At 52.0% G+C, this 20,717-nt stretch carries 15 protein-coding genes; 10 read left to right on the top strand and 5 right to left on the bottom strand.

Annotated features, from left to right (window positions below; all coding sequences use genetic code 11):
* The first annotated feature begins 214 nt into the window (after positions 1-214).
* A complete protein-coding gene (locus tag L0M99_RS05320; RefSeq protein ID WP_024060055.1) occupies positions 215-1,396 on the top strand; it encodes an N-acetylglucosamine-6-phosphate deacetylase in 1,182 nt (393 codons plus the stop codon).
* Between the two features lie 67 nt (positions 1,397-1,463).
* Here L0M99_RS05320 and L0M99_RS05315 read toward each other — a convergent pair whose 3' ends face one another.
* Both L0M99_RS05315 and L0M99_RS05310 read right to left on the bottom strand, forming a co-directional pair.
* Positions 1,464-2,150, bottom strand: a complete 687-nt coding sequence (locus L0M99_RS05315) for a LuxR C-terminal-related transcriptional regulator (protein WP_024060054.1) — start codon at positions 2,148-2,150, stop codon at positions 1,464-1,466.
* On the bottom strand, positions 2,131-3,537 hold the full coding sequence (locus tag L0M99_RS05310) for a sensor histidine kinase (protein ID WP_024060053.1): 1,407 nt from the start codon (positions 3,535-3,537) through the stop codon (positions 2,131-2,133). Before L0M99_RS05310 ends, L0M99_RS05315 begins: the two co-directional genes overlap by 20 nt.
* 132 nt (positions 3,538-3,669) lie before the next feature.
* On the opposite strand from L0M99_RS05310, the gene L0M99_RS05305 reads away from it, so the two are divergent.
* The 4 genes from L0M99_RS05305 to L0M99_RS05290 all read left to right on the top strand — a co-directional run bounded on the left by L0M99_RS05305 (position 3,670) and on the right by L0M99_RS05290 (position 9,534).
* Entirely contained in the window at positions 3,670-4,368 is a 699-nt protein-coding gene (locus L0M99_RS05305; protein ID WP_024060052.1) for an ABC transporter ATP-binding protein, read from the top strand.
* An 87-nt stretch (positions 4,369-4,455) separates the two neighbouring features.
* Entirely contained in the window at positions 4,456-5,910 is a 1,455-nt protein-coding gene (locus L0M99_RS05300) for a hypothetical protein (protein ID WP_238128000.1), read from the top strand.
* Between the two features lie 66 nt (positions 5,911-5,976).
* Positions 5,977-6,726: an ABC transporter ATP-binding protein gene (locus L0M99_RS05295; RefSeq protein WP_024060049.1), complete on the top strand. Its 750-nt coding sequence runs from the start codon at positions 5,977-5,979 to the stop codon at positions 6,724-6,726.
* Positions 6,727-9,534 (top strand): ABC transporter permease, encoded by a 2,808-nt coding sequence (locus tag L0M99_RS05290; RefSeq protein ID WP_024060048.1) that lies wholly within the window; start codon positions 6,727-6,729, stop codon positions 9,532-9,534.
* A 140-nt stretch (positions 9,535-9,674) separates the two neighbouring features.
* Here L0M99_RS05290 and L0M99_RS05285 read toward each other — a convergent pair whose 3' ends face one another.
* The 3 genes from L0M99_RS05285 to L0M99_RS05275 all read right to left on the bottom strand — a co-directional run bounded on the left by L0M99_RS05285 (position 9,675) and on the right by L0M99_RS05275 (position 13,105).
* Positions 9,675-10,628: a D-hexose-6-phosphate mutarotase gene (locus L0M99_RS05285; RefSeq protein WP_024060047.1), complete on the bottom strand. Its 954-nt coding sequence runs from the start codon at positions 10,626-10,628 to the stop codon at positions 9,675-9,677.
* Between the two features lie 46 nt (positions 10,629-10,674).
* Positions 10,675-11,559, bottom strand: coding sequence for a zinc metalloprotease HtpX (gene htpX, locus L0M99_RS05280; RefSeq protein ID WP_024060046.1), 885 nt, complete (start codon positions 11,557-11,559; stop codon positions 10,675-10,677).
* A gap of 109 nt (positions 11,560-11,668) precedes the next feature.
* Positions 11,669-13,105 carry an FAD-dependent oxidoreductase gene (locus L0M99_RS05275; RefSeq protein ID WP_024060045.1) on the bottom strand — a complete coding sequence of 479 codons (1,437 nt, stop codon included), beginning with the start codon at positions 13,103-13,105 and terminating at the stop codon, positions 11,669-11,671.
* 282 nt (positions 13,106-13,387) lie between these two features.
* Here L0M99_RS05275 and L0M99_RS05270 point away from each other — a divergent pair, with 282 nt between their 5' ends.
* The 5 genes from L0M99_RS05270 (at position 13,388) to putP (ending at position 20,687) form a co-directional block, all read left to right on the top strand.
* Positions 13,388-14,011, top strand: a complete 624-nt coding sequence (locus L0M99_RS05270; RefSeq protein WP_024060044.1) for a hypothetical protein — start codon at positions 13,388-13,390, stop codon at positions 14,009-14,011.
* A 577-nt stretch (positions 14,012-14,588) separates the two neighbouring features.
* Complete coding sequence (locus L0M99_RS05265) at positions 14,589-16,742, top strand: RNA degradosome polyphosphate kinase (protein WP_238128003.1); 2,154 nt, start codon at positions 14,589-14,591, stop codon at positions 16,740-16,742.
* A 150-nt stretch (positions 16,743-16,892) separates the two neighbouring features.
* Positions 16,893-17,900 carry an NUDIX hydrolase gene (locus L0M99_RS05260; RefSeq protein ID WP_238127999.1) on the top strand — a complete coding sequence of 336 codons (1,008 nt, stop codon included), beginning with the start codon at positions 16,893-16,895 and terminating at the stop codon, positions 17,898-17,900.
* Between the two features lie 174 nt (positions 17,901-18,074).
* On the top strand, positions 18,075-18,596 hold the full coding sequence (ispF, locus tag L0M99_RS05255) for a 2-C-methyl-D-erythritol 2,4-cyclodiphosphate synthase (protein ID WP_038110614.1): 522 nt from the start codon (positions 18,075-18,077) through the stop codon (positions 18,594-18,596).
* A 408-nt stretch (positions 18,597-19,004) separates the two neighbouring features.
* Complete coding sequence (gene putP / locus L0M99_RS05250; protein ID WP_238127998.1) at positions 19,005-20,687, top strand: sodium/proline symporter PutP; 1,683 nt, start codon at positions 19,005-19,007, stop codon at positions 20,685-20,687.
* The last annotated feature ends 30 nt before the right edge of the window (positions 20,688-20,717 follow it).

Genomic DNA, 20,717 nt, shown 5'->3' with positions numbered 1-20,717 from the left:
TACTCAATACTAACAAGCTAGATAGCCTCACCACCTTGCGAACCTGGTAAACAAATACCCAATAGAAGTGGAAAAACCCAATTTTGATGAACTATCAATAGCCAGCATCCTTATTAACCTGGCTGTTTCCCTTACTAGCAGCATTGTTAAGGTGCAGCAGCCGGCGTAGAGTTAGAGTGTTTGAACTTTAACAGCGGCGTTGGGAGCAACCGAGATGACCACGATAAAAGGGCGAGTTTTTGATGGTTTCGGAAACCAGATTGGAAGCGGACTAGTTCTAGATGGCAACCAGTTAGCAGAGGTCAGTCCGGGAACTCCTGACGCAAATTGGCCGCTCATTGTTCCCGGTTTTGTCGATGTTCACTGCCATGGAGGTGGCGGATTTTCTTTCCCCGACACCACTAACCCCGAGGAAATAGCTACCGCGATTAAAGCTCACCGCAGCGGAGGCACAACCGCCCTATTTGCTTCTCTGGTTTCTCTGGCAGACCCCCTGCCCTATATCAAAGCTCTGGTTCCTTTCTGCGAAAAAGGCGAGCTTGCGGGTTTGCATTTAGAAGGTCCTTTTATCTCGAAAGCAAAATGTGGGGCGCAAAACCCAGAAGTTATCCGCCCAGCTGATTTAACGGAGCTTGAATCTTGGCTTCAGGCTGGTCAAGGCTGGTTTAAAACCATGACTATCGCACCGGAAACCGATAATGCCCTCGAGGCGGCGAAACTGTTACTCAAATATGGAGCGGTTCCCTCCTGGGGTCACACTTCCTGTAACGAGGATCAAGCCCGCCTAGCTTTGGATTACACGGTTAAAACCGCCAGCGAACTTAACTGGCAGGGATACGCGCAAACTGTTACTCACCTGTTTAACGCCATGTCCCCGATTAACCACCGTTCTCCCGGTCCGATTATCGAGTTCTTACGATCGGCAAAAGACAGAACAGCAGGTGTTGAGGTTATCGCTGATGGACATCATTTGAAACCAGAACTGGTGGAAGATATGTTCGCTACTTTCCCCGACGCTTCCCTATTCTTTGTAACCGATGCGCTGGCGGCCGCCTGTATGCCCCCCGGTAAATACACTCTGGGAGGATTAAAGGTTGAAGTAAAGAACGGAGCCTGCTATCTGGATGGAACCGATACCCTCTCGGGTGGGGCTTCCTGCCTGCTCAATCAGTTCGCCCTCTTTGCTCGGCGCGGACAAATCCCCCTAGCGAAACTGATTCGTGCCTGCGTGGGCACCCCGGTACAGGCAGCCTCTATTCCCGAGGACGCTCCCGGGGTAACTACTCGTTTTACTGCTGGCTGCAAACCTAGCTTTATGCTCTTAGATTCTGATTATCAGATACAACGACTATTTAGGCAGGGTGAAGAAATCGAGCCAGCCATAATAGAGAGTTAAACGCGGTTGGCTAAACTGTTTTAAGCTTATTTCCACTGCTCAAAACGGGAACCACCGGTTCGCGTACCTACCGCAAGCCGGTGGCGGTCAAGTAGGCGAGGACGGCTCTCACCCGGCGGTTGGGTTCATCTGGGGTTAGACCCAACTTCATGAACACATTCGCAATATGTTTAGCCACCGACGCCCCGGATAGAAACAGTTTCGCCGCGATTTCCTCATTCGCTAAACCTTGCGCCATCAGCTCTAAAACTTCGCTTTCGCGAGGAGTAAGACTAGAAAGAGCAGAACCGCGTTCCCGCACCAACTTGACCGCTACTTCCGGATCCACCACTACCCCGCCATCGGCTACGGTCTGCAAAGCGTTCAAAAAATCTGCCACCCGCGAGACCCGCTCTTTTAACAGGTAACCGGTACCACCCGCATGATTTCCCGGCAGTGAAAACTGTTCGGAACTAAAAAGCTGAGCCGCATAAGCCGGAGCCACATACTGGCTGAGAACCATGATTCCCAGGTCAGGATATTTTTCCCGAATTTGTACGGCGGCGCGCAAGCCATCGTCACTCATACCCGGAGGCATTCGCACATCGGTTATCAACACATCGGGAACCTGGTCGCCGCTATAGACCTGATCAACCGCTGTTATCAGGGAGGGCGCGTCCTCGGCTTGAGCGATTACTTGATTCCCTAGTCGCTCCAGTAGCCCCGCTAAGCCCTCCCGGATCAAAGTCGCGTCATCAGCCAAGATGATTTTCAAAGCCGTCCTCCTCAACGTTAGGAATTAAAATCGGAATTTCGGCACGCACCGTTGTTGGCCCGCCCACAGGCGAAACTATCCGCAAGTTTCCCCCGAAAGCCTCTAGGCGCGCCTGCAAACCTGCCAAGCCGTGTCCCGGAATAATTTCCGCACCCCCGCCCCCATTATCCACTATGGATATAACCAGGGAAGAACCCGCAACTATCAGCAAAGATGCTTTAGGATTTGCAACGTGTTTGGCGATATTAGTTAAAGATTCGCACACCAAATAATAGGCGGCAGCAGCCGCTCCAGCAGGCAGAGACGGCAACTCTTCCGGGACATGCATCTCAACTTGTACCGGAGAATCTGCACACACGTCTCGCACTGCCTCCGCCAGTCCCTTGTCAGACAATACTTTCGGATGTACCCCCGCAACTGTGCGTCTAAGCGCCACTAACGATCTATCGTTAGCGTCCTGTGCCTGCCGCAGCAAAGACAGCACCTCCTGTATTTTTGCGCTGAACTGCGGCAAGGAGACTGATTCCCGTTTTACCGAGCTTTCTAAAGTACCGGCTAGTTCCGTAGGAGGCGCGTCCTCACCCAAAACTGCTTCCCCAGATGCTTTTCCCAGCTGGTTTTGACTAGCATCGGTGTCCTCTAAAGCCGCAGCCTTCGCCAATTCTTGTTCCAGTAAGCTAAGAGAAAGCTCTGCCTCTCCCACTTTCATGGACGCTGCCACCAAGTATTGTTGCGCCCCGTCATGCAGGTCACGTTCAATCCGGCGGCGTTCAATCTCGAAAGCATCCACGATTTCCCGGCGAGAACGATGCAGCTGCCGGATTTCTTGCTCGTCCATCGGATTGCCTTGCGCAATCGAATAGATGATTCGCGGATAAATAGCCGCCCCTAAGCTAAATACCAGCCAAAGCCCGATGGTCGCGATTAAATCCGGCTGACCGTCCCCCAGCGATAGTGGCGCTAGCAGCCGTAGGAAATAGAACTGAAAGAACTGAGTTACCAGGCAGCCTAAAATTACTAACGCCCAGAAACTAATCGCATTAACAAACAGGCAAAACAGTAATATTGGGATGTCTCGGCTAGTTTTAGCTGGTGGGGTAAGTTTTCCCTCTCCGGTCAATAAAGAATCATTCCCCGGGATCGCCCAAAGATGCCAAATGTTCGCGTCCGGTTTACCGAGCATTGCTCCGGCGCGATAACGCACTGCGCAAGTGTAATTGGCGAGGGTGATGCGAGCTTTTTTAGGATGAATCAGCATGAACGCTAAATGCACTAGCAGCGCTAAGAGTTCTACTGCAAAATAGGCTGGCCCTAGCAGCAGCGCCATGCGGGGAGCCACCCGTTTTTTATCGTTTATTCCCTGGAAAAAGGGATCTATTCGCTGCATATTTCTATCCTATTGGCAAGTGCTAGCATTCCGGGAGAGCGCGCTCACTATTATTTAGGTAGAGCTAGCACTACCTAAAAACTAGCTCTAAGAGGCTAACCGGATTGGAAACGGCCCACAACAATAGAGAATATGGATATATCTACCCGCGCATTGACTAAAGTTTATGGTTCACGCACCGTTTTAGCGGGGATTGATTTACAGATTCCCACTGCCAGCCAAATAGCATTTACCGGGCCATCCGGGGTAGGAAAAACTACGCTACTTTACCTGCTCAGCGGAATTATTGCGCCCTCTAGTGGTGAAATTTATTTGGGAAGTAGCCGACTTAAAGATTACTCCCGGAGAGATTTACAGGCACTACGCCGGCAAAAATTTGGATTTGTTTTCCAATCAGAGCAGCTAGTAGACCAGTTGAGTGTACGGGAAAATGTGGCCTTACCACTGCTGTTAAAACGAATAGGGCGCGCCGAGGCGATGTCTCGTGCCCAAAGAGAACTAGAAAAACTGGGTTTAGAAACCATTGCCAGTCAAATAAGTGGGAATCTATCGGCAGCGTTACGACAAAAAGTAGCTCTGGCTCGCGCCCTAGTCGGCAGACCAGAAGTTATTATCGCTGACCAGCCGACCGACCGCTTAGATGAGATAACCGCGCAAGAAACTATGCAGGTGCTATCTACTGCCGCTCATCAAATGGGAGCTACCCTGCTGGTAACTAGTCTTAATTCCCAGGACACCAGCTGGTGCGAACGCACGATTACTTTACGGGACGGATTGATAGTTTCTGATAGAGCCAAAACGTCTTTGCCGGAGAATCCTGGGGAAAACTAAATGCGAACCCTACAACTTGTTTATAGCTGGTCGCGGCGGTTCCGGTATCCTAAAACCGCAGAGTTTTTGTCGCTTTTCTCAGCTTGTTTGACTGCTTATAGTATTTGTTTGCTGCTAGGAGGAATAAAAGCAGCTTTCCGTCTGGGAGTTTTTTGTCCCTCGGGAGCAGATTCCCAATGTGCTGGCTCGGTACAAGACTTATTTTCCCTGCATGAATCGGATTTAGGGAACCAGATAGCAGACGTAGTCACCGTACTGTACGGATTAATGTTCGCCGCTGCGGTGATTCTGATTATTTTTCCCTTAACTATTTTGTGGTGGAACCGTTTAACCCTAGATGAACGACGATTAGCTGAGTTATTAAATACTTTAGGAAAATTAGGGGCACCCTTTCACACCAGGTTGGCCGTATCTGCAGTATCGACGCTCGCCTATGCGGGGCTGGGATGGCTAGGAGGAGTAGTACTTTACCGTGCATCCGCGCCGCTATTAGGAAAGCTGAAACTATTAGGAATACCTCTAGGCGGATTGAACTTAATCCCGCCAATTAAGGCAGTAATAATAGTTTTCTTAGTATTAGCCATAGTTCCCCTGTTGAAAGCGCTGAGCTTAACCCGTAAATACACTGGCATTCCCCGCTACCCACGCTCCCGCAGTAGGGTCAGAGAACTGTCCGGGCCAACAATAGGATTAATAATTATCGGTGCCTGCCTGGTCTCGATTCCGGGGATAGCGTTGATTATCCCGCTAACTCCCCTGCTATTAGCAGTAGTGATATTCCTATTTTGTTTACTTTTCGCCTGGATTTTTGGAATATTTTTACCAGCAAATGCCCTCTCCTTAGCGGTTTGGCCGCTCAGCCACACCCGCCACTTAAGTTTGCTTTTAGCGGTCCGAAATATCCGCTTCCACCCGCAAAGATACTGGGTATCAATCACCCCGGTACTATCCTTAGCGCTTAGCTACCTGCTAACTTTCATGTTCTTAACTATCTTTCCCTATCTTTGGAAAGGATCTAGCGAACCCATCCCCGCCAGTTCCAGCGAGAACGCCGGGGCTTGGCAGCCACTTTTAAGTGACGAGGGCGAGTTTCTTTCCCTGCTGCAAACCGATATTCGCAGCGGATGGCTTATTACAGCTGGTTTGGTAGCCGCCCTCACCTGTCTTTGCGTAGCCGTGAGCACCACTGCAGATAATGAGCAAAGCCGAACCCAAAAAGCCCTATTGCTCCAGTTAGGATGCCCGCCACGTACTATTCGCAGAGCAAAATGGTGGGAAATAATCTTGCCCTATATTTTCGGATTCAGCCAGCTAATCCTGGGGGTAATCCTATTTTTAACCTCACTGGTAGCTAATGGCGGTTTAGGGGTAAGCGAAGAGCTACAAACAACCCTAAAGATTACTGCCCCGATGGCAGCCATGTTAGCGGTAAGTGTATTAGTACAGATCGGGACGTTTATGGCACTTAACCGGAGCGGCAGTGTAGCCCAATCCCCTATGTCAGGTAGAGCTAACTATAAGAAAAAATCATTGCCTAAGTGATGGTGAGCCCTGGTCAAAGAAAATAACTTATTAGACAAGAACGAACAAACTAGAGAAAGAGCAGCCATGATTCAAAATGGAAACTATCCGCAAACACCAGCCAATAGACGTTCTTTAGTGAGCTTAAAAGATGTTTACAAGATTTATCGGCAAGGAGAAGTAGAAGTACGCGCCCTCAACGGGGTGAACGTGGATATTTACTCCGGTCAATTTACAGCCATCGTTGGACCTTCCGGTTCCGGCAAATCAACTTTGCTGCATTGCTTAGCGGGACTAGATGCGGTCACCAGCGGAATAGTTACAGTTGCCGGGCAAAACCTGGCCGCTATGGACGACACTAAACTCACCAAATTTCGCCGCGACCATATCGGGTTTGTTTTCCAATCATTCAACCTGATCCCCACCTTGACGGCTGCCGAAAATATCCATCTGCCCGCGCTACTATCGGGAAAGAAAACTGCCCCTAAGTGGGAAAAACAGATTATCGAAATCCTCAATTTACAAGACCGTCTAACCCATAAACCGGCAGAACTATCAGGGGGACAACAGCAACGGGTTGCGGTAGCTCGCGCCCTGGTAGCCAAACCAGCCCTGCTGGTAGCTGACGAGCCCACGGGAAACCTAGACTCGTCCTCGTCAACGGAAGTACTAAAACTGCTGCGGGAAGCAGTAGACAAGTTGGGACAAACCGTAGTGATGGTAACCCACGATGCCCGCGCCGCCTCGGTAGCTGACCGGGTACTGGTGGTACGCGACGGGCAAGTAACCCAAGAACTTAACCAACCCAGCCGTGAAGAACTGGCGCAGGTGATCTAAATGTTGTTTTTAACAAAAGCAAACCTGAAAGCGCATAGCCGCCAATATGTAGCAACCGCCATCGCCATCATTATTTGCTGTGTTTTTATTTGCGGAGCCAGCAGTTTTGCCTCCGTAATGAGTTGGGTGATGGGGGTAGGAGAAACCCAATTCAACCAGAATACCCAGGTACAGATAACCAGAGAGGTAGACCTAGACAACCCCGATAGCTCACAGGCCATACAGGGCACCGTAAGCTGGGAAAACACACCCGATAACGAATATGAAGTTATTCTGAAAAAACAAGACGCTATTCGTAACGCAGTCGGCAAAGACCTTGACTTACAGCCGCTTTATTATCTAGTTACGCTCGCCAATATCAATGAGAAAAACATTTATCTGTCCGGGACAGGACTATTGCCTAAAGGCTACTATCGTCCTCCCTTAGCTGAGGGACGTTATCCTACCGGGAAAAATGAAATAATTTTAGGCGAAAGCTACCTGGAAAATAGCAAAACCAAGATCGGTGACCAGATTGAACTGAAAACCGATGAGCTACTACACGAGCACCGCGCGAAAGAAAAAACCATTCCGGTTACGATTACCGGCACAGTTAAGCAAGATGCCACTATGAGAATCGGGAACCTGCCGGATGTGTATTACTCTGCCCAGCTAACCAAACAACTTAGCGATTTTTCAAAGAAATCACCCGCAAAAATCCTGATAAACACCCAGCAAGACCCGAAAGCGGTAGTGCAAAAACTCGGTAAATACCTAAATGACAATAAACTGCTTTCCCAAGATGGCTGGGTAGTTACCGTAGATGAATTGCAAAAATCCTCCGATTCCGATTTGGCCAAATCTGTGGCAATGCAGGCGGCTTCCTTAGCGTTCCCGCTGCTAGCAGTGCTGGTATGTATTGGAATCGTTTCCGTAACTTTCCAGGTGGTTCTAGCTAGGCGGAGGCGAGAAACCGCCCTGCTACGCTGCGTGGGGGCTACCGTTTCTCAAATCAGGCGTTCCGCATTTTCCGAATGCGTTATGGTGGGCGTAATCGCTGCCCTTCTGGGAACTGCCTTAGGGTGGACTGCCTCGGTTGTGGTGGCAGTAGCAACCGGAATGATTGGCTCCTTTACCCAAGCTGCCCAAGTAATTGGTTTCACCCCGGCAGTGGTATCGCTCTTAACCGGGATCATCGTGCCTTTGATTGGCGGGATGCGTCCCACCCTGGGACTAGCGAAGATCTTGCCGGTAGCTGCCTTGAACCCCATGGAGCTAACCAAAATGGGCAAGAAGAAACGCCATATTGTGCGCGGCGTGTTTATGGCACTGTTTACACTGGTGGGAGCCGGGTTATGGACGTTTGCATGGCTAAATAAGGGGCAGGAAGACGATCAAGCTATGACCATCGCGCTGAGCTGCGCCCTGGGGGGATGCCTATTTATTTTCTTGGCGGCTCTGCTAGCTTGCCGCAGTTTCCTTCCGGCATTCACTGCCGCTTTAACGCGGCCTTTTGCCTCCCGCTCTGCTACTTTCAAACTAGCAGGAGAAAATGTAAAACGCGATCCTAATCGCACTGGAGCTACCGGAACTGCCCTGGTATTAGGAGTGACCTTAATGGCCACTATTCTGGTAGGCACGATATCTTTACAAAGCACCATCGCTGATGAACTAAACCGCCGTTTTTCAGTGGATATGTCGCTAGTTGCCGTAAACGAATCCCACCAGATGCCGGAGGAGATAACCAAGAAACTACCGAAGCTGCAGAGCGTAGATAAGGTCGCTTCCCTACCCTCGCGCACGATTACCCAAGCTCGCGATGAACACGATAAACCGGTTCAACTGAACTTAGCGCTCGAACAGGCGGAACCCTACGAGGACGAGAAAGAAGCAACAGCCAGCTCGGCTCCCGAAGAGGGGGAAACAGGAAACACTTCGGATGCTGTTGACACCGATTCCGGCAACCAAAAGCCCGAAAACCGGTCAGTTTTAGCGGTCGGTTTGCCCGATAACCCCGAGGCGGTATTACGTCATCAGGTTAAAACCCCTCAAAAAGGCACCGCCTGGCTGATGACCGAGGACGAGAGGAAACACCCTAGCAAGGTGACCTTAACTTTTGCTAGCGGACAGAAACTGACAGTTGCTTTAAAGGCTCCTCCACAGGAGAATCAGGCCTTCCCTAGCTCTGCATTTGGCTCCTATCTGGTACTGTCGCGAGCAGATTTAGACAGTATTACCCCCAGTGAAACCGGGAAAAACCCGGCAGGCGTAATCCTCAAAATGGATATGGAAAAAACGCCTACCGAGATTATAGAAGATATACAGGATCTATCAACCTTGGCTCCAGCAGATTCTTTAGCTGAAACTGGAGGGGTAATGTTTACGGCTTCCATAAATCTGACGCTTAAAGTACTGATGACTATTCTGCTATCGCTATTAGGAGTATCTGCCCTGGTAGCCCTGGTGGGGGTAGCGAACACTTTGAGTCTTTCAGTAGTAGATCGCAAACGCGAAAACGCCCTCCTCCGGGCAGTTGGTTTTACTCAAAAACAGATTCGCGCCATGCTGCTAACCGAGGGGATGCTAATCGGCTTAGGGGCGCTGATCGTAGGGATTGCACTGTCGATACTGTTCTCATGGTTCGTGATGCAATGTATGCCTTTCACCGGTTTTATAAGTTCGAAAGACATTCACGTGCAAATCCCGTGGCTGTGGTTGGGAATAATAATCCTGGTAACCGAAGGGTTCTGTTTCCTAGCCTCGGTGCTGCCCGGCCGCCAAGCCGCTAAAGCCAGCCCGGTAGCTGCTTTAGCTAGTGCTGACGAGTAAACTCCAGCAGCTAGGTCAATAGCCCTATTGCATGTGATTGGGGGGCGCTGCCAAGCAGCGCCCCCCAATAAAGCATCATCAGTTCAAATAGTATTTTGGGGCTAATATCCCCAGGCAAATAAGTGCCGATTAGAAGCTACTTACCCCTGATCAACTAGGGAATCTACTCCAATCTCCATGGCGAGCCGGTGGCTTTGACCTGGCTGCAGCAAAAACGCATTTTCGCGCACATTTCCAAACTCAATTCCGGCAAATCGGTAAACTTCCTGGTCGGGAATATCGCTAAAATCTTTAATAAACCGGTTCCACGGTGTCCACACGATAGTGGATTTAGATCCCGATTTCTTTAACCAAATCTTCCTCCCCCAAGCTGGATCATAAATTTCCAGGTCAGAAGGGGAATCATAAATCCGGTCAAATGACTGATTAAAAGTAATCGGCTGGTCTTCACTAGCTTTCTTATCAGTTAAGGTATCTAAGAAAACTGCGTGTTCCAGACCGTGAAGCTCACACTGCCTTAAATCACTAAATCCCAGGTAGGTATGGAATACCGCCTCAAATGTGAACGGGTGATCATCGGTATTTACCGCCTCCAACATCAGCCGTAGAGTCGTACCCACCTCGATTGTTAGCTGTGCTGAAAAAGCGTGGGGAAATAGTTCTCCGCCTTTATGTGACAGGCAATAGGTCAGCACTTTATAGCTCGCTTCAGCGCCTACGCCCGCTTGCTTGCCCCCATTACCAGGCATTTGTGACGTGCCTAAATCATTTCCTTGCCCACTTGGAAGTTGCGCCGCCAGGCTGGAAGCGCTATCATCCCGCTCCCAAACAGTAGTTTTCGCAAAACCATGATTACCAGCTGCACCTGCCGGGGCTGCCGGCGAAAACCTGGGATTGCCGAACCAGGGCAAACAAATCGGGATTCCTCCCCGCACGGTAGTGTCCCCCGCAAAACTGGCTTGGGGAGACAGCCAAACAACTGGATTTTGACCCCGCGGAGTCCAAGAGAGCACCTGCGCCCCAAAATCAGTAATTTCAGCTAGCGAGTATTCAGCGTCAATCTGGTGTACCTGAATGGGAGTATCACTTGCCATAAGGCAAGCATATATTCAAACCCTTTAGTCAGCGCCGAAAACCAGATTAACGACTGTAGCCCGCCATTTCTTCCAGGCGCGCAATCCGTTCATCCATCGGCGGATGGGTAGAAAACAGATGCTTCATCCCCTTTCCACGGAAAGGATTAGCAATCATCATGAAACCAACCTTCTCGGTTTGCGGATTACTCTGCAGAGGACGTGCCACCGTTCCCGCCTCAAGTTTCTTTAGAGCACTGGCTAAAGCTAAAGGATCTCGCGCAAGCTCAGCACCGGTCTCATCTGCGTCAAACTCGCGCGTGCGAGAAATCGCCATTTGGGTAAACATTGAGGCAATCGGAGCTAACAACATCAAAAGCACCATCGCCAACCCGCCAAGCGGGTTATTGTCACCGTCGCGGCGCCCACCCCCAAAGAAAAACAACATTTGCGCTACCGAAGTAATCAGACCGCCAATGGCTGAGGCCACCGAAGAAGTCAAAATATCGCGGTTATAGACGTGCATCAACTCGTGCGCCAAAACCCCGCGAAGCTCACGCTCATCGAGGAGCTGTAAAATCCCCTCAGTACAGCAAACCGCTGCATTCTGCGGGTTACGTCCCGTAGCAAAGGCATTAGGGGCCGAAGTAGGAGCAATATACATTCGAGGAACCGGCTGACCAGCAGTTTGCGAAAGCTCAGTAACAATCCGCACTATTTGCGGATATTTCCCCGGATCCACCGGGTAGGCGTTCATGGATCTAATCGCGATCTTGTCTGAATTCCAGTAACTATAGAAGGTTGAAATCAACCCGATACCCGCAAAAATCCAGATAAAAGCGGAACTGCCGGTACCATAAGCAATCAGATAGCCAACTAGCAGCAACAACGCCCACATCACAGCGAACAGCAGCCCAGTTTTCAAGCCATTACTAAAACGTTTCTTACCCATTTGTTCCTCCTGGTTTACCCGCAATCTAGCAGGTGAATCTGCACAAATACTGACAAAATCCTGCCAAAGAACTGCAACTTGACCAGCGGTGAAAAGACAGGTGAGCTAACTATTCGCCGTCCTGGCCGATTAAATCTTCCGGTACGTCCTCGCCGCGCGAAATCGCGCTCATAGCTTTGCGGGACACCACCTTGACTCGTTCGCGCGCGCCACGGCCGCCCTCGACCTCGCCAAAGTCTGCACCCAGTTGCTTTTCGTATTCGTCGAGTAGTTCCCAGCCATGCCAGGTAGAGAAGGGAACTCCCCGCTGCTTAAGAAGCTCAATCATGGCATCGTGACCCACCGCTTCCCCGGTAGCCACCAGCTTGCCAGCTTCCGCATCCTCTACCAGGTGGGCGATAGTTTGCTGCGCATCAGACTTGGTGGATCCAATCAGCCCCACCGGGCCGCGCTTTACCCAACCGGTAGCGTAAATCCCGTTCAAAGGAGTGCCCTCCAAATCGGTCACCCGCCCTTCCTGATTGGGGATTACTCCGCGACGCTTATCGAAAGGTAGTCCCGCAATCGGGGAAGAGAAATATCCTACCGCGCGATAAACCGCCTGTACCGGAGTCTCCCGCAGTTCGCCAGTGCCAGATACTGTTCCGTCTCCGTTCAGCTGGGTACGTTCGGTAACCAGGGCGCGCACATGCCCATCCTCATCACCCAAAATCTCCTTAGGAGCAGAGAATAAATGCAGGTGGATGCGGCGATCAGCTTCCTGGTCATCCTCGTCCATGGCGTAATTAATTAAGGTATCAACCACCATTTTGGTTTGTTTGGAGGCGGCAATCGCCTGCTCCGAGCCTTCATCGAACTCGAAATCTTCCTCGGACACAATAACTTTTACTCCCGGCTGCTGCCCGAGTTCGCGCAGCTCCAAGGGGGTGAACTTCACCTGAGCCGGCCCGCGCCGCCCGAAAACATGTACGTCGGTAATTGGGGATTTATAGAGCTCTTTCGCCACGTTTTCCGGAATCTCAGTTTTGAGCATATCGGCAGGGTGTTTCGCCATTACCCGCGCAATATCGAGGGCGACATTACCGACCCCGATAACCGCGACCTCTTTCGCTTCTAAGGGCCAAAAACGCGGATAATCCGGGTTGCCGTCATACCAAGAAACAAAATCGGCAGCCCCATAGCATTCCGGCAAATCCTGACCGGGCAAATCAATCGGTTTATCGCGGTCAGACCCGGTAGCGAAAATAATCGCATCATAGTGTTCATGCAGGTCATCAACAGTAATATCGGCATCCTCGCCGCCAACATTCACATTTGCCAGCAGACGGATATCCCCGCGCTGCAAGACCTTGTAGAGGGCAGTAATAATGGCTCGAATCCGGGGGTGATCGGGCGCTACGCCATACCGAACCAATCCATAGGGTGCAGGTAGACGTTCAAAGAGGTCAATCTCAACATCAAGACCAGATTTGGACAAAATATCAGAAGCATAGATACCGGCGGGGCCGGCTCCAACTACAGCGACACTAAGCGGACGGTCAGACACTAAAACCCTTCCTTTTACGTAATAAATCTGGCGGCGCCACCTTTTAGCACCTCAAACCTGAAATTATTCTAGCCGCGAGTAACCACTATCTCGCATTTTATTGAGCGGTCTCACACATTGACTCCGCCACCCTTACTAATGGGGACGAGCGCAGAAAGTAACAGCGAGGAAACGGGCAAACCCTACTTTGGACGCCAGCAGCTCCTAACTCGCGCAATAAAAGCAAAGCTGCCCCAAGTAATGATGCATGGGAGACAATAGGGATATTAAAGGAGGAAACAAATGACTACACGGAGAACTCCGCGCAGGCCAGCGATGCTAGATGCCGAGCAGGCAGAAAACATTCCCGGTGCCGAGGACGGGGCGATCTCTTCGGAGGTTGCCCATTTGGTAGCGCAAACTCTGCTAGGAATCGAAAAAGAAAGTGACGATCAGGTTAAACGTTTACGGGAGCTGCTCGAATCTGGAGGAATAGATACGGTCAGTGAGCTCTGGTCCGCCTCCCCAGCCAATACTTTGCCCGGAACGCTCTGGCGGCTTTACTTGGTTCATCAATGGTATTTACGCGACCCAGATCTGGTAAATGAGCGTTTCCAGCAGGGGCTGGCGGCTCTAAAAATTGGGGAAGTTTTTTCGCGCGAGCATTGCGAAAAATCGGTTTCCGCCCTCATGAATAAACTAGCGGAGCTGTGGCGAACCCAAACCTCCATTGACCAGCTGGCTCCGCTGCTTGATCGCACCAGCGATTTCCTGAAAGTCCTGGCCAGTGGGGTCAATGCCGACTGGATTAAAGACGCTCGCGATGAACTGGCCGATCCGGTAACCCTGCGTCCCGAAGCGCTATTACAAACCGCGCGCGACCTAAAGCTTTCAGCGCGTGCAGCCAAGGTAAATCGCCTAAACTAGAACTGAATCTACCCGGACTAGTTCAGTACCGTCACCAAATTATTTATTAGAAGGGATCGGCATGGACAGCAAACAGGAAGCTGACAACAAGCCAGAACCTAAAGTAGGTAAAGCTAAAATTAAAGAGGATGCGCAAGGGGACTCTCATGTGGTGCCTTCGCCCGCCGACATTGCCCGGATGTATAAAGAAAACCCGCAAACTGAACCGGTAGCTCAGGTAGACCGGCAAGCGGCACAATCCAACTTTGAGACCGCCACCGCTGACGAGTTGATATCTTCGAAGACCTCTCCTGAACAGTTTCCCGGCACCGATTACGAGGACGCGGACTACGACCTGCCTACTGGAGCCTCCCCTTTCGTTGACGGCAGGAAAATTAATACCGAAGGCGACCAGTCAGCGCGACCGGAAATAACTATAGCTTCTAGTTCCGACAAGACCGCTAATAAAGCAGCTGACAGTAAAGACAGCGAAGCTGTAGCCAGTGAAGTAAAGGATGATACCGCCGGTCATGCCCAAACCGATGGCCCCGAAGATCTTTCCCAAATCAGCCCCTCCACTTTGCGAGAAGCGCCTGGGATGGACAAACTGGCGCAAGCCGGTCCCCTCGGTCAAGACAAACCCCTCCCCAAAGGGCGTTTTGGGGACAGGGAACTATCTTGGATGCAGTTCAACCAGCGGGTATTAGAGCAGGCAGAGGACGAGCGGCTCCCAATCTTGGAGCGCGCCTGGTTCACCACGATTTTCTCTTCCAATCTTGACGAGTTCTATATGGTGCGCGTGGCAGGGCTTAAACGCCGCATTGCCGCCGGAATTGCCCGCACCGCCGCCTCCGGCCTTACTCCCCGGCAGGTGCTTGACCTGGTGACTGAACGCGCCCAAGTTCTGTGTGCTCGGCAAGCCGATTTTGTGCAAAACACTTTGCTAGGCGAACTGGAAAATGTGGGGATCAAACTACGGCGTTGGAACGATCTTTCCCCGGAACAACAGGATTTTCTGCACGGATATTTCCGCCGCCAGATTTTCCCGATCCTGACTCCGCTGGCGGTCGATCCTTCGCACCCCTTCCCCTATATTTCGGGACTGTCAGTTAATTTGGCGGTAGTGGTGCGTAATCCCTTAACGGGAAAGCAGCATTTTGCCCGGGTTAAAATCCCGGAAAGCCTGCCTCGGCTAATCTGTGTGGAACAGGCAATAGACCAGGTCAGTCCGGAAGACGCGATTGACACTAACGGGGAAGCCACCTTTATTTCCCTGGAGGATGTGATTGGCCCCCACCTCGATCACCTCTTCCCGGGTATGGAAATCTTGGAACATCACGTGTTCCGCCTGACCCGCAACGAGGACCTGGAAGTCGAAGAGGACGACGCGGAGAACCTGCTAACCGCAATGGAACAAGAATTGCTGCGGCGCCGCTTCGGCCCGGCAGTACGCCTAGAGGTTGCCGAAGGCATCTCCCGTCCGGTATTAGACTTCTTGGTTGCCAAACTGGAAATTGGGATGGAGGACGTTTTTGCCCTTCCGGAACCGATTGACTTGCGCTGCCTGAACGAGCTGCATGAACTAGATTTGCCGGAACTGAAATACCAGAAGTTTGTTCCAGCTACCGCTGCCGGGTTAGCGGAAGTAGAATCGGCTACCCCCACCGATATTTTCGCAATGATCCGCAGTCACGATGTGCTCTTGCATCACCCCTATGATTCCTTCTCTACCTCGGTGCAACATTTCGTCACCTATGCCGCTAGGGATCCGAAAGTGCGTTCCCTAAAACAAACCCTGTACCGTACTTCCTCGGATTCTCCGATCGTGTCTGCCCTGATCGAGGCGGCACAAAACGGAAAACAGGTGTTGGCGATTGTAGAAATCAAAGCCCGTTTCGACGAGGACGCCAATATTTCGTGGGCACGCAAACTAGAGCGCGCCGGGGTACACGTGGTCTATGGCATGGTGGGTTTGAAGACCCACTGCAAACTGTCGATGGTGGTTCGCGAAGAAGCCGATGGCCTGCGCCGTTACTGTCACGTAGGTACCGGGAATTATCACCCCAAGACGGCACGCGGATATGAAGATCTGGGGTTGCTGACCTGCGATCGCGAGGTAGCCCAAGACCTTACTCGCCTGTTCAATCAGCTGTCCGGTTATGCGCCCCGCACTTCCTTCCATCGCCTGCTGGTGGCTCCCCGCTCCATCCGCCCGGGCATTATTGAACGCATTGAACGCGAAGTAGAAAATTACCAGAAAGGCTTGCCCGCCTATATCGGAATTAAAGTAAACTCCCTGGTAGACGAAGCGGTAACTGATGCCCTCTATCGCGCCAGCCAGGCAGGGGTACCGATAGATATTGTGGTGCGCGGAATTTGTACGATTCGCTCCGGGGTGCGCGGACTATCGGAAAATATCCGGGTGCGTTCCATTTTGGGTCGTTTCCTGGAGCACTCCCGTATTTACGCTTTTGAAAACGGGGGGCAGCCAGAGGTTTGGATCGGTTCTGCTGACCTGATGCACCGCAACTTGGATCGCCGGGTAGAGGCGCTGATCCGGATCAAAGATCCCGAAATGACCGCGGAACTCATGGATTTGGTCAAGCTTCAAGCCTCTCCAGAAGTATCTTCTTGGCATTTACGCCGGGACGGTACTTGGCGGCGACATATTAATAGCAAAGATGGCTCGCCTCTTATGGACATTCAAGAGTACCTAATTAACAAGGCTAACTCGCGGATGAAAGGGCGCTAGACGGCTGATCGTCCATCTAACTCTTCATGTTGAACAGTTATCACCCTTTTTACCTGGGAGAATGACCTTATAAGTAATTTGTTAGACAATAGGGACAGATTACGAGAAAGGCAAGTTGCTACCATGACGGCTCGACCTAAGCCACCGCATATGCGGATAGTACGATCTGCAGGCGCACTAGTGTGGCGTCTGCGAGAGGGAGCCACCCCAATTCGAGGCACTTCCATCGCTGCCCAGCGCCAGGATATCGAGGTGCTGATTGTACATCGTCCCCGCTATGATGACTGGTCTTGGCCCAAAGGCAAACGGGAAAGCGGAGAATCCCTGCCTGCAACCGCGGTACGCGAAGTCGAAGAGGAAACTGAAGTTCCGATTCGCCTAGGAGCGCCGCTGACCGTGCAGCGTTATCGCCTGGGGTCGGGAGTGACCAAAGAAGTTTACTACTGGGTAGGATTCCCAGATGTTCCCACGGAAACTCTGCGAGCACGCCCCTTGGCTCCCCCAGCTCCGAGCAAAGAAATTGATAAGTCACAATGGGTGGGTGCGCGCAAAGCCATGCGACTGCTGACTCGCCGCGGGGATCGCCGGCTGTTGGAAGAACTGCTCACCCGACTGGCAGAACGTACTTTGAGTACTCGGACAGTGGCGGTGCTCCGGCACGCTAAAGCCACTAAACGCTCCCAATGGGAGGGTGGCGAAATGACCCGGCCCCTTTCGCGCCGCGGCTCCTCGCAAGTGTTACGCCTGGTTCCAGCACTTTCCGCCTTTGGTATCAATCAGATAATCACTTCGCCGTGGCGCCGCTGCGTGGCCACGGTCGCCCCTTATGCCACGCTTTCGGGCACTCCCTTAAAAACGGAAGCTTCCTTCACCGAGGACGCCTATCGGGAAGATCCCTCGCGGATGCGAGGGGTAATCCGGGGATTGCTTTCGGAAAGTCAGCTAGATCAACCGGCCGCTCCCCTGGCAATTTGCGTACATCGGCCTACGATTCCAGGAATTATCGGGGAGCTAGCACCGCTTACCCCTAACCATCTAGGCAGGTTGCTGCCCCAGGCTGACCCCTATTTAAAAACCGCGGGAATGCTGATCGTGCATATGGCAGATTACCCGGAGCCGAGAGTTGTTGACCTGGAGGTATTTCGCCTCGATCCCTAGGGTTTTACCGGTGAGATATTTCAGTGCCCCAGGTCTTTTGGATGCGATCAAGCTTTAGTACTGCCAGGCAACCGTGACTCGGGTAAGAACCCGGATCGCTAAACTGGGGACATGAACAATTCCCACACCCCTGGCCGCCCGGATTTTCCGGCTGACAATCGCCCTCATACCGACATTAATTCTGTTCCCTACCTGCTACCTCGGGTGGGCATTGGTAGTGACGTTCACGCTTTCGCCGACCCGGCCGACCCCAGCTCGACTGCCCGTCCCTGCATGGTTGCAGGACTTTCTTGGCCGGGAGAGCTCCCTCTTAAAGGACATTCGGATGCCGATGTAGCTGCTCACGCTCTGTGTGACGCGATTTTATCAGCCGCTGGGCAAGGGGATCTGGGCACCCATTTTGGTACTGACCGTCCCGAGTGGAAAGGTGCCAGCGGCACTCAGCTATTGGCAGCTACCATGCAGATTATTCATCAGGCCGGGTGGGGACTGGGAAACGCCGCGGTTCAGGTGATCGCGAACCGCCCGCGGATGGGGCAGCGTTATCAGCAGGCGCGCGCCGTGCTGGAGGAAGCAGTAGGGGCACCGGTGTCTATTTCTGCGACTACCTCGGACAACCTGGGGTTCACTGGCCGCGGGGAGGGAGCGGCGGCTATAGCTACCGCGCTGGTGTATCCCCTAGCTAACTTGAACTGAGCGCCGGGATCTAAGAAATACTCTTACTCGCTCTGGGCAAGCCGTCGCTATGTCTGTGCTCCCGGGTTTATGAAAATTATTCCCTTCCGGGGGTAAAGACAATACCTAGTTCGCAAATAATCTGCGTGACTAAATCTGCCTTTTTACGCTCTCCCGAAGCAGCTTTTTAGGTTTTAAGTGATCTGCGTCATAGCAATACAGGCCTTAAGGCCTAGATTTTTTCAGAAAAAAATACTTAAAAAATACGGACTTAAAACCTAGAGTTTCCTGGCCTTTTACCCCAGATGCAGCAAAAAGGATCTCTAGCTCTCACATACCTAAAGTCCCGGGGGATATTGTGATTTGCTTGACAGCAAGATAATATGTTTCGAAGTCGAAAGTATCGGCATTAACCCCAATGGAGAGCAAATGATAACTACATTCTCAACATTACTGATGCCCACCGTTGGTGCGGCAGATTTTATTAACAGCGGAAGCACCAGCGGCATCGCCATTGCAATGGTTATCTATTTTGTAGCCATGATTCTAATTGGCATCTACGGATACACCCGCACTCAAACCATGGATGACTTCATGGTTGGCGGTCGCTCCCTACCTCCCCTGGTCGCCGCCCTCTCGGCGGGAGCTGCAGATATGTCAGGCTGGCTAATGATGGGACTGCCCGGGGCGCTCTACTTAACCGGCTTAGTCGAATCGTGGATTGCTATCGGCTTGCTGATCGGCTCCTGGTGCGCTTGGAAATGGGTAGCTCCCCGCTTGCGTTCCTATTCGCAAATAGCGGGAGACTCGATTACCGTACCTTCCTTCATGTCAGCGCGTCTAAAAGACGAGAAATACATCCTCCAGCTGGTAGCTGGGATTATTATTCTTTTCTTCTTCACCATCTACGTAGCTAGCGGCATGGTGTCCGGTGGGGTGTTCTTCGAATCTATTTTCCATGTCAACTACCACGTAGGCATGGTGGTCGTAGCCGGCGTAGTCATCCTCTACACCTTGGTAGGCGGGTTCCTAGCTGTCTCCTGGACAGATATGGTACAGGGCATTATGATGCTAATCGCCCTGCTCCTAGTACCAATCTTCGGCGTGGTTGCCCTGGGTGGCTTTGGAGTGATGACCGATACTCTGAACGGCCTGGAAGGACAGATGTTCTCCATAGTGGGTGACGGGGCGGCAGGTAAGCTGTCCATCCTTAACGGCTTGGCCTGGGGTCTGGGATATGTAGGTATGCCCCACGTGATCGTACGCTACATGGCGCTACGCTCTCCCAAGGAAGCAACTTCGGCTCGCCGCCTGGGCATCGGCTGGATGTTCCTGTGCGTGTTGGGCGCAACTTTGACCGCCCTAATCGGGCGTGCCCTGTCCGAAAACGGCCTCGCCGGAATCAAAGAAGCCTTGGCGCTGGTGAAACAGAATCCGCAAGAAAGTATCTACCTGGTGATGGGTCAACAGCTCTTCCCCTCGGTACTAGCCGGGTTTATGCTGGCTGCTATTTTGGCCGCCATCATGTCTACCGTTTCATCGCAGCTGCTGGTGACCTCCTCGGCAGTAGTAGAAGATATCTACCGGGGCATCAAGAAGCGTCGCTTGCTGGGCGCCAAGGGTATCAATGCCGGCCGGATGGTGGTGTTAGCGATTTCGGTTATCGCCGCTTTCTTTGCCTGGTTCCGTACTGACTCGATCCTGGGTCTGGTTGCCTTCGCCTGGGCAGGATTCGGCGCCGCCTTTGGTCCGGTAATCGTGCTCAGCCTCTACTGGCGCAAATACACCTGGCAGGGCGCTGCCGCCGGTATGGCCGTGGGTGCTATCACCGTAGGTATCTGGGGCAACCTGCCCGATACCTTACCGATGATCTTCCAGGTATACGAGATCCTGCCGGGATTCTTGTTGAACCTCCTGGTTTCTTGGTTGGTTTCCCGCGCCACCTACAAGCCGAATGCAGAGATTGAGGAAGAGTTCGACCTGTCGGTCAAGCTCGCTCACGCTTCGCAAGATGAAATCAACTCGGCTCTGAAAGGTCGCTCCGTTACCCCGATTACTACTGTGCCTTTTGCTGCGGTAGAGGGGGAGACCACAGACAAGCCCAGCAAATAAACGTGGACTCTAGGAAAAAAGTCCCTTAAA

The sequence above is a fragment of the Varibaculum cambriense genome (assembly GCF_022133705.1).
In the GTDB taxonomy this organism is placed as follows: domain Bacteria; phylum Actinomycetota; class Actinomycetes; order Actinomycetales; family Actinomycetaceae; genus Varibaculum; species Varibaculum cambriense_A.
This window is presented reverse-complemented; position numbering and strand designations above follow the sequence as displayed.

Excerpts from the sequence above, each read along its gene's own strand:
- htpX (WP_024060046.1), bottom strand. The coding sequence starts at position 11,559 with ATGGGTAAGAAACGTTTTAGTAATGGCTTGAAAACTGGGCTGCTGTTC.
- L0M99_RS05285 (WP_024060047.1), bottom strand. The coding sequence starts at position 10,628 with ATGGCAAGTGATACTCCCATTCAGGTACACCAGATTGACGCTGAATAC.
- putP (WP_238127998.1), top strand. The coding sequence starts at position 19,005 with ATGATAACTACATTCTCAACATTACTGATGCCCACCGTTGGTGCGGCA.
- L0M99_RS05290 (WP_024060048.1), top strand. The coding sequence starts at position 6,727 with ATGTTGTTTTTAACAAAAGCAAACCTGAAAGCGCATAGCCGCCAATAT.
- L0M99_RS05260 (WP_238127999.1), top strand. The coding sequence starts at position 16,893 with ATGCGGATAGTACGATCTGCAGGCGCACTAGTGTGGCGTCTGCGAGAG.
- L0M99_RS05320 (WP_024060055.1), top strand. The coding sequence starts at position 215 with ATGACCACGATAAAAGGGCGAGTTTTTGATGGTTTCGGAAACCAGATT.
- L0M99_RS05310 (WP_024060053.1), bottom strand. The coding sequence starts at position 3,537 with ATGCAGCGAATAGATCCCTTTTTCCAGGGAATAAACGATAAAAAACGG.
- L0M99_RS05265 (WP_238128003.1), top strand. The coding sequence starts at position 14,589 with ATGGACAAACTGGCGCAAGCCGGTCCCCTCGGTCAAGACAAACCCCTC.
- L0M99_RS05270 (WP_024060044.1), top strand. The coding sequence starts at position 13,388 with ATGACTACACGGAGAACTCCGCGCAGGCCAGCGATGCTAGATGCCGAG.
- L0M99_RS05305 (WP_024060052.1), top strand. The coding sequence starts at position 3,670 with ATGGATATATCTACCCGCGCATTGACTAAAGTTTATGGTTCACGCACC.
- L0M99_RS05295 (WP_024060049.1), top strand. The coding sequence starts at position 5,977 with ATGATTCAAAATGGAAACTATCCGCAAACACCAGCCAATAGACGTTCT.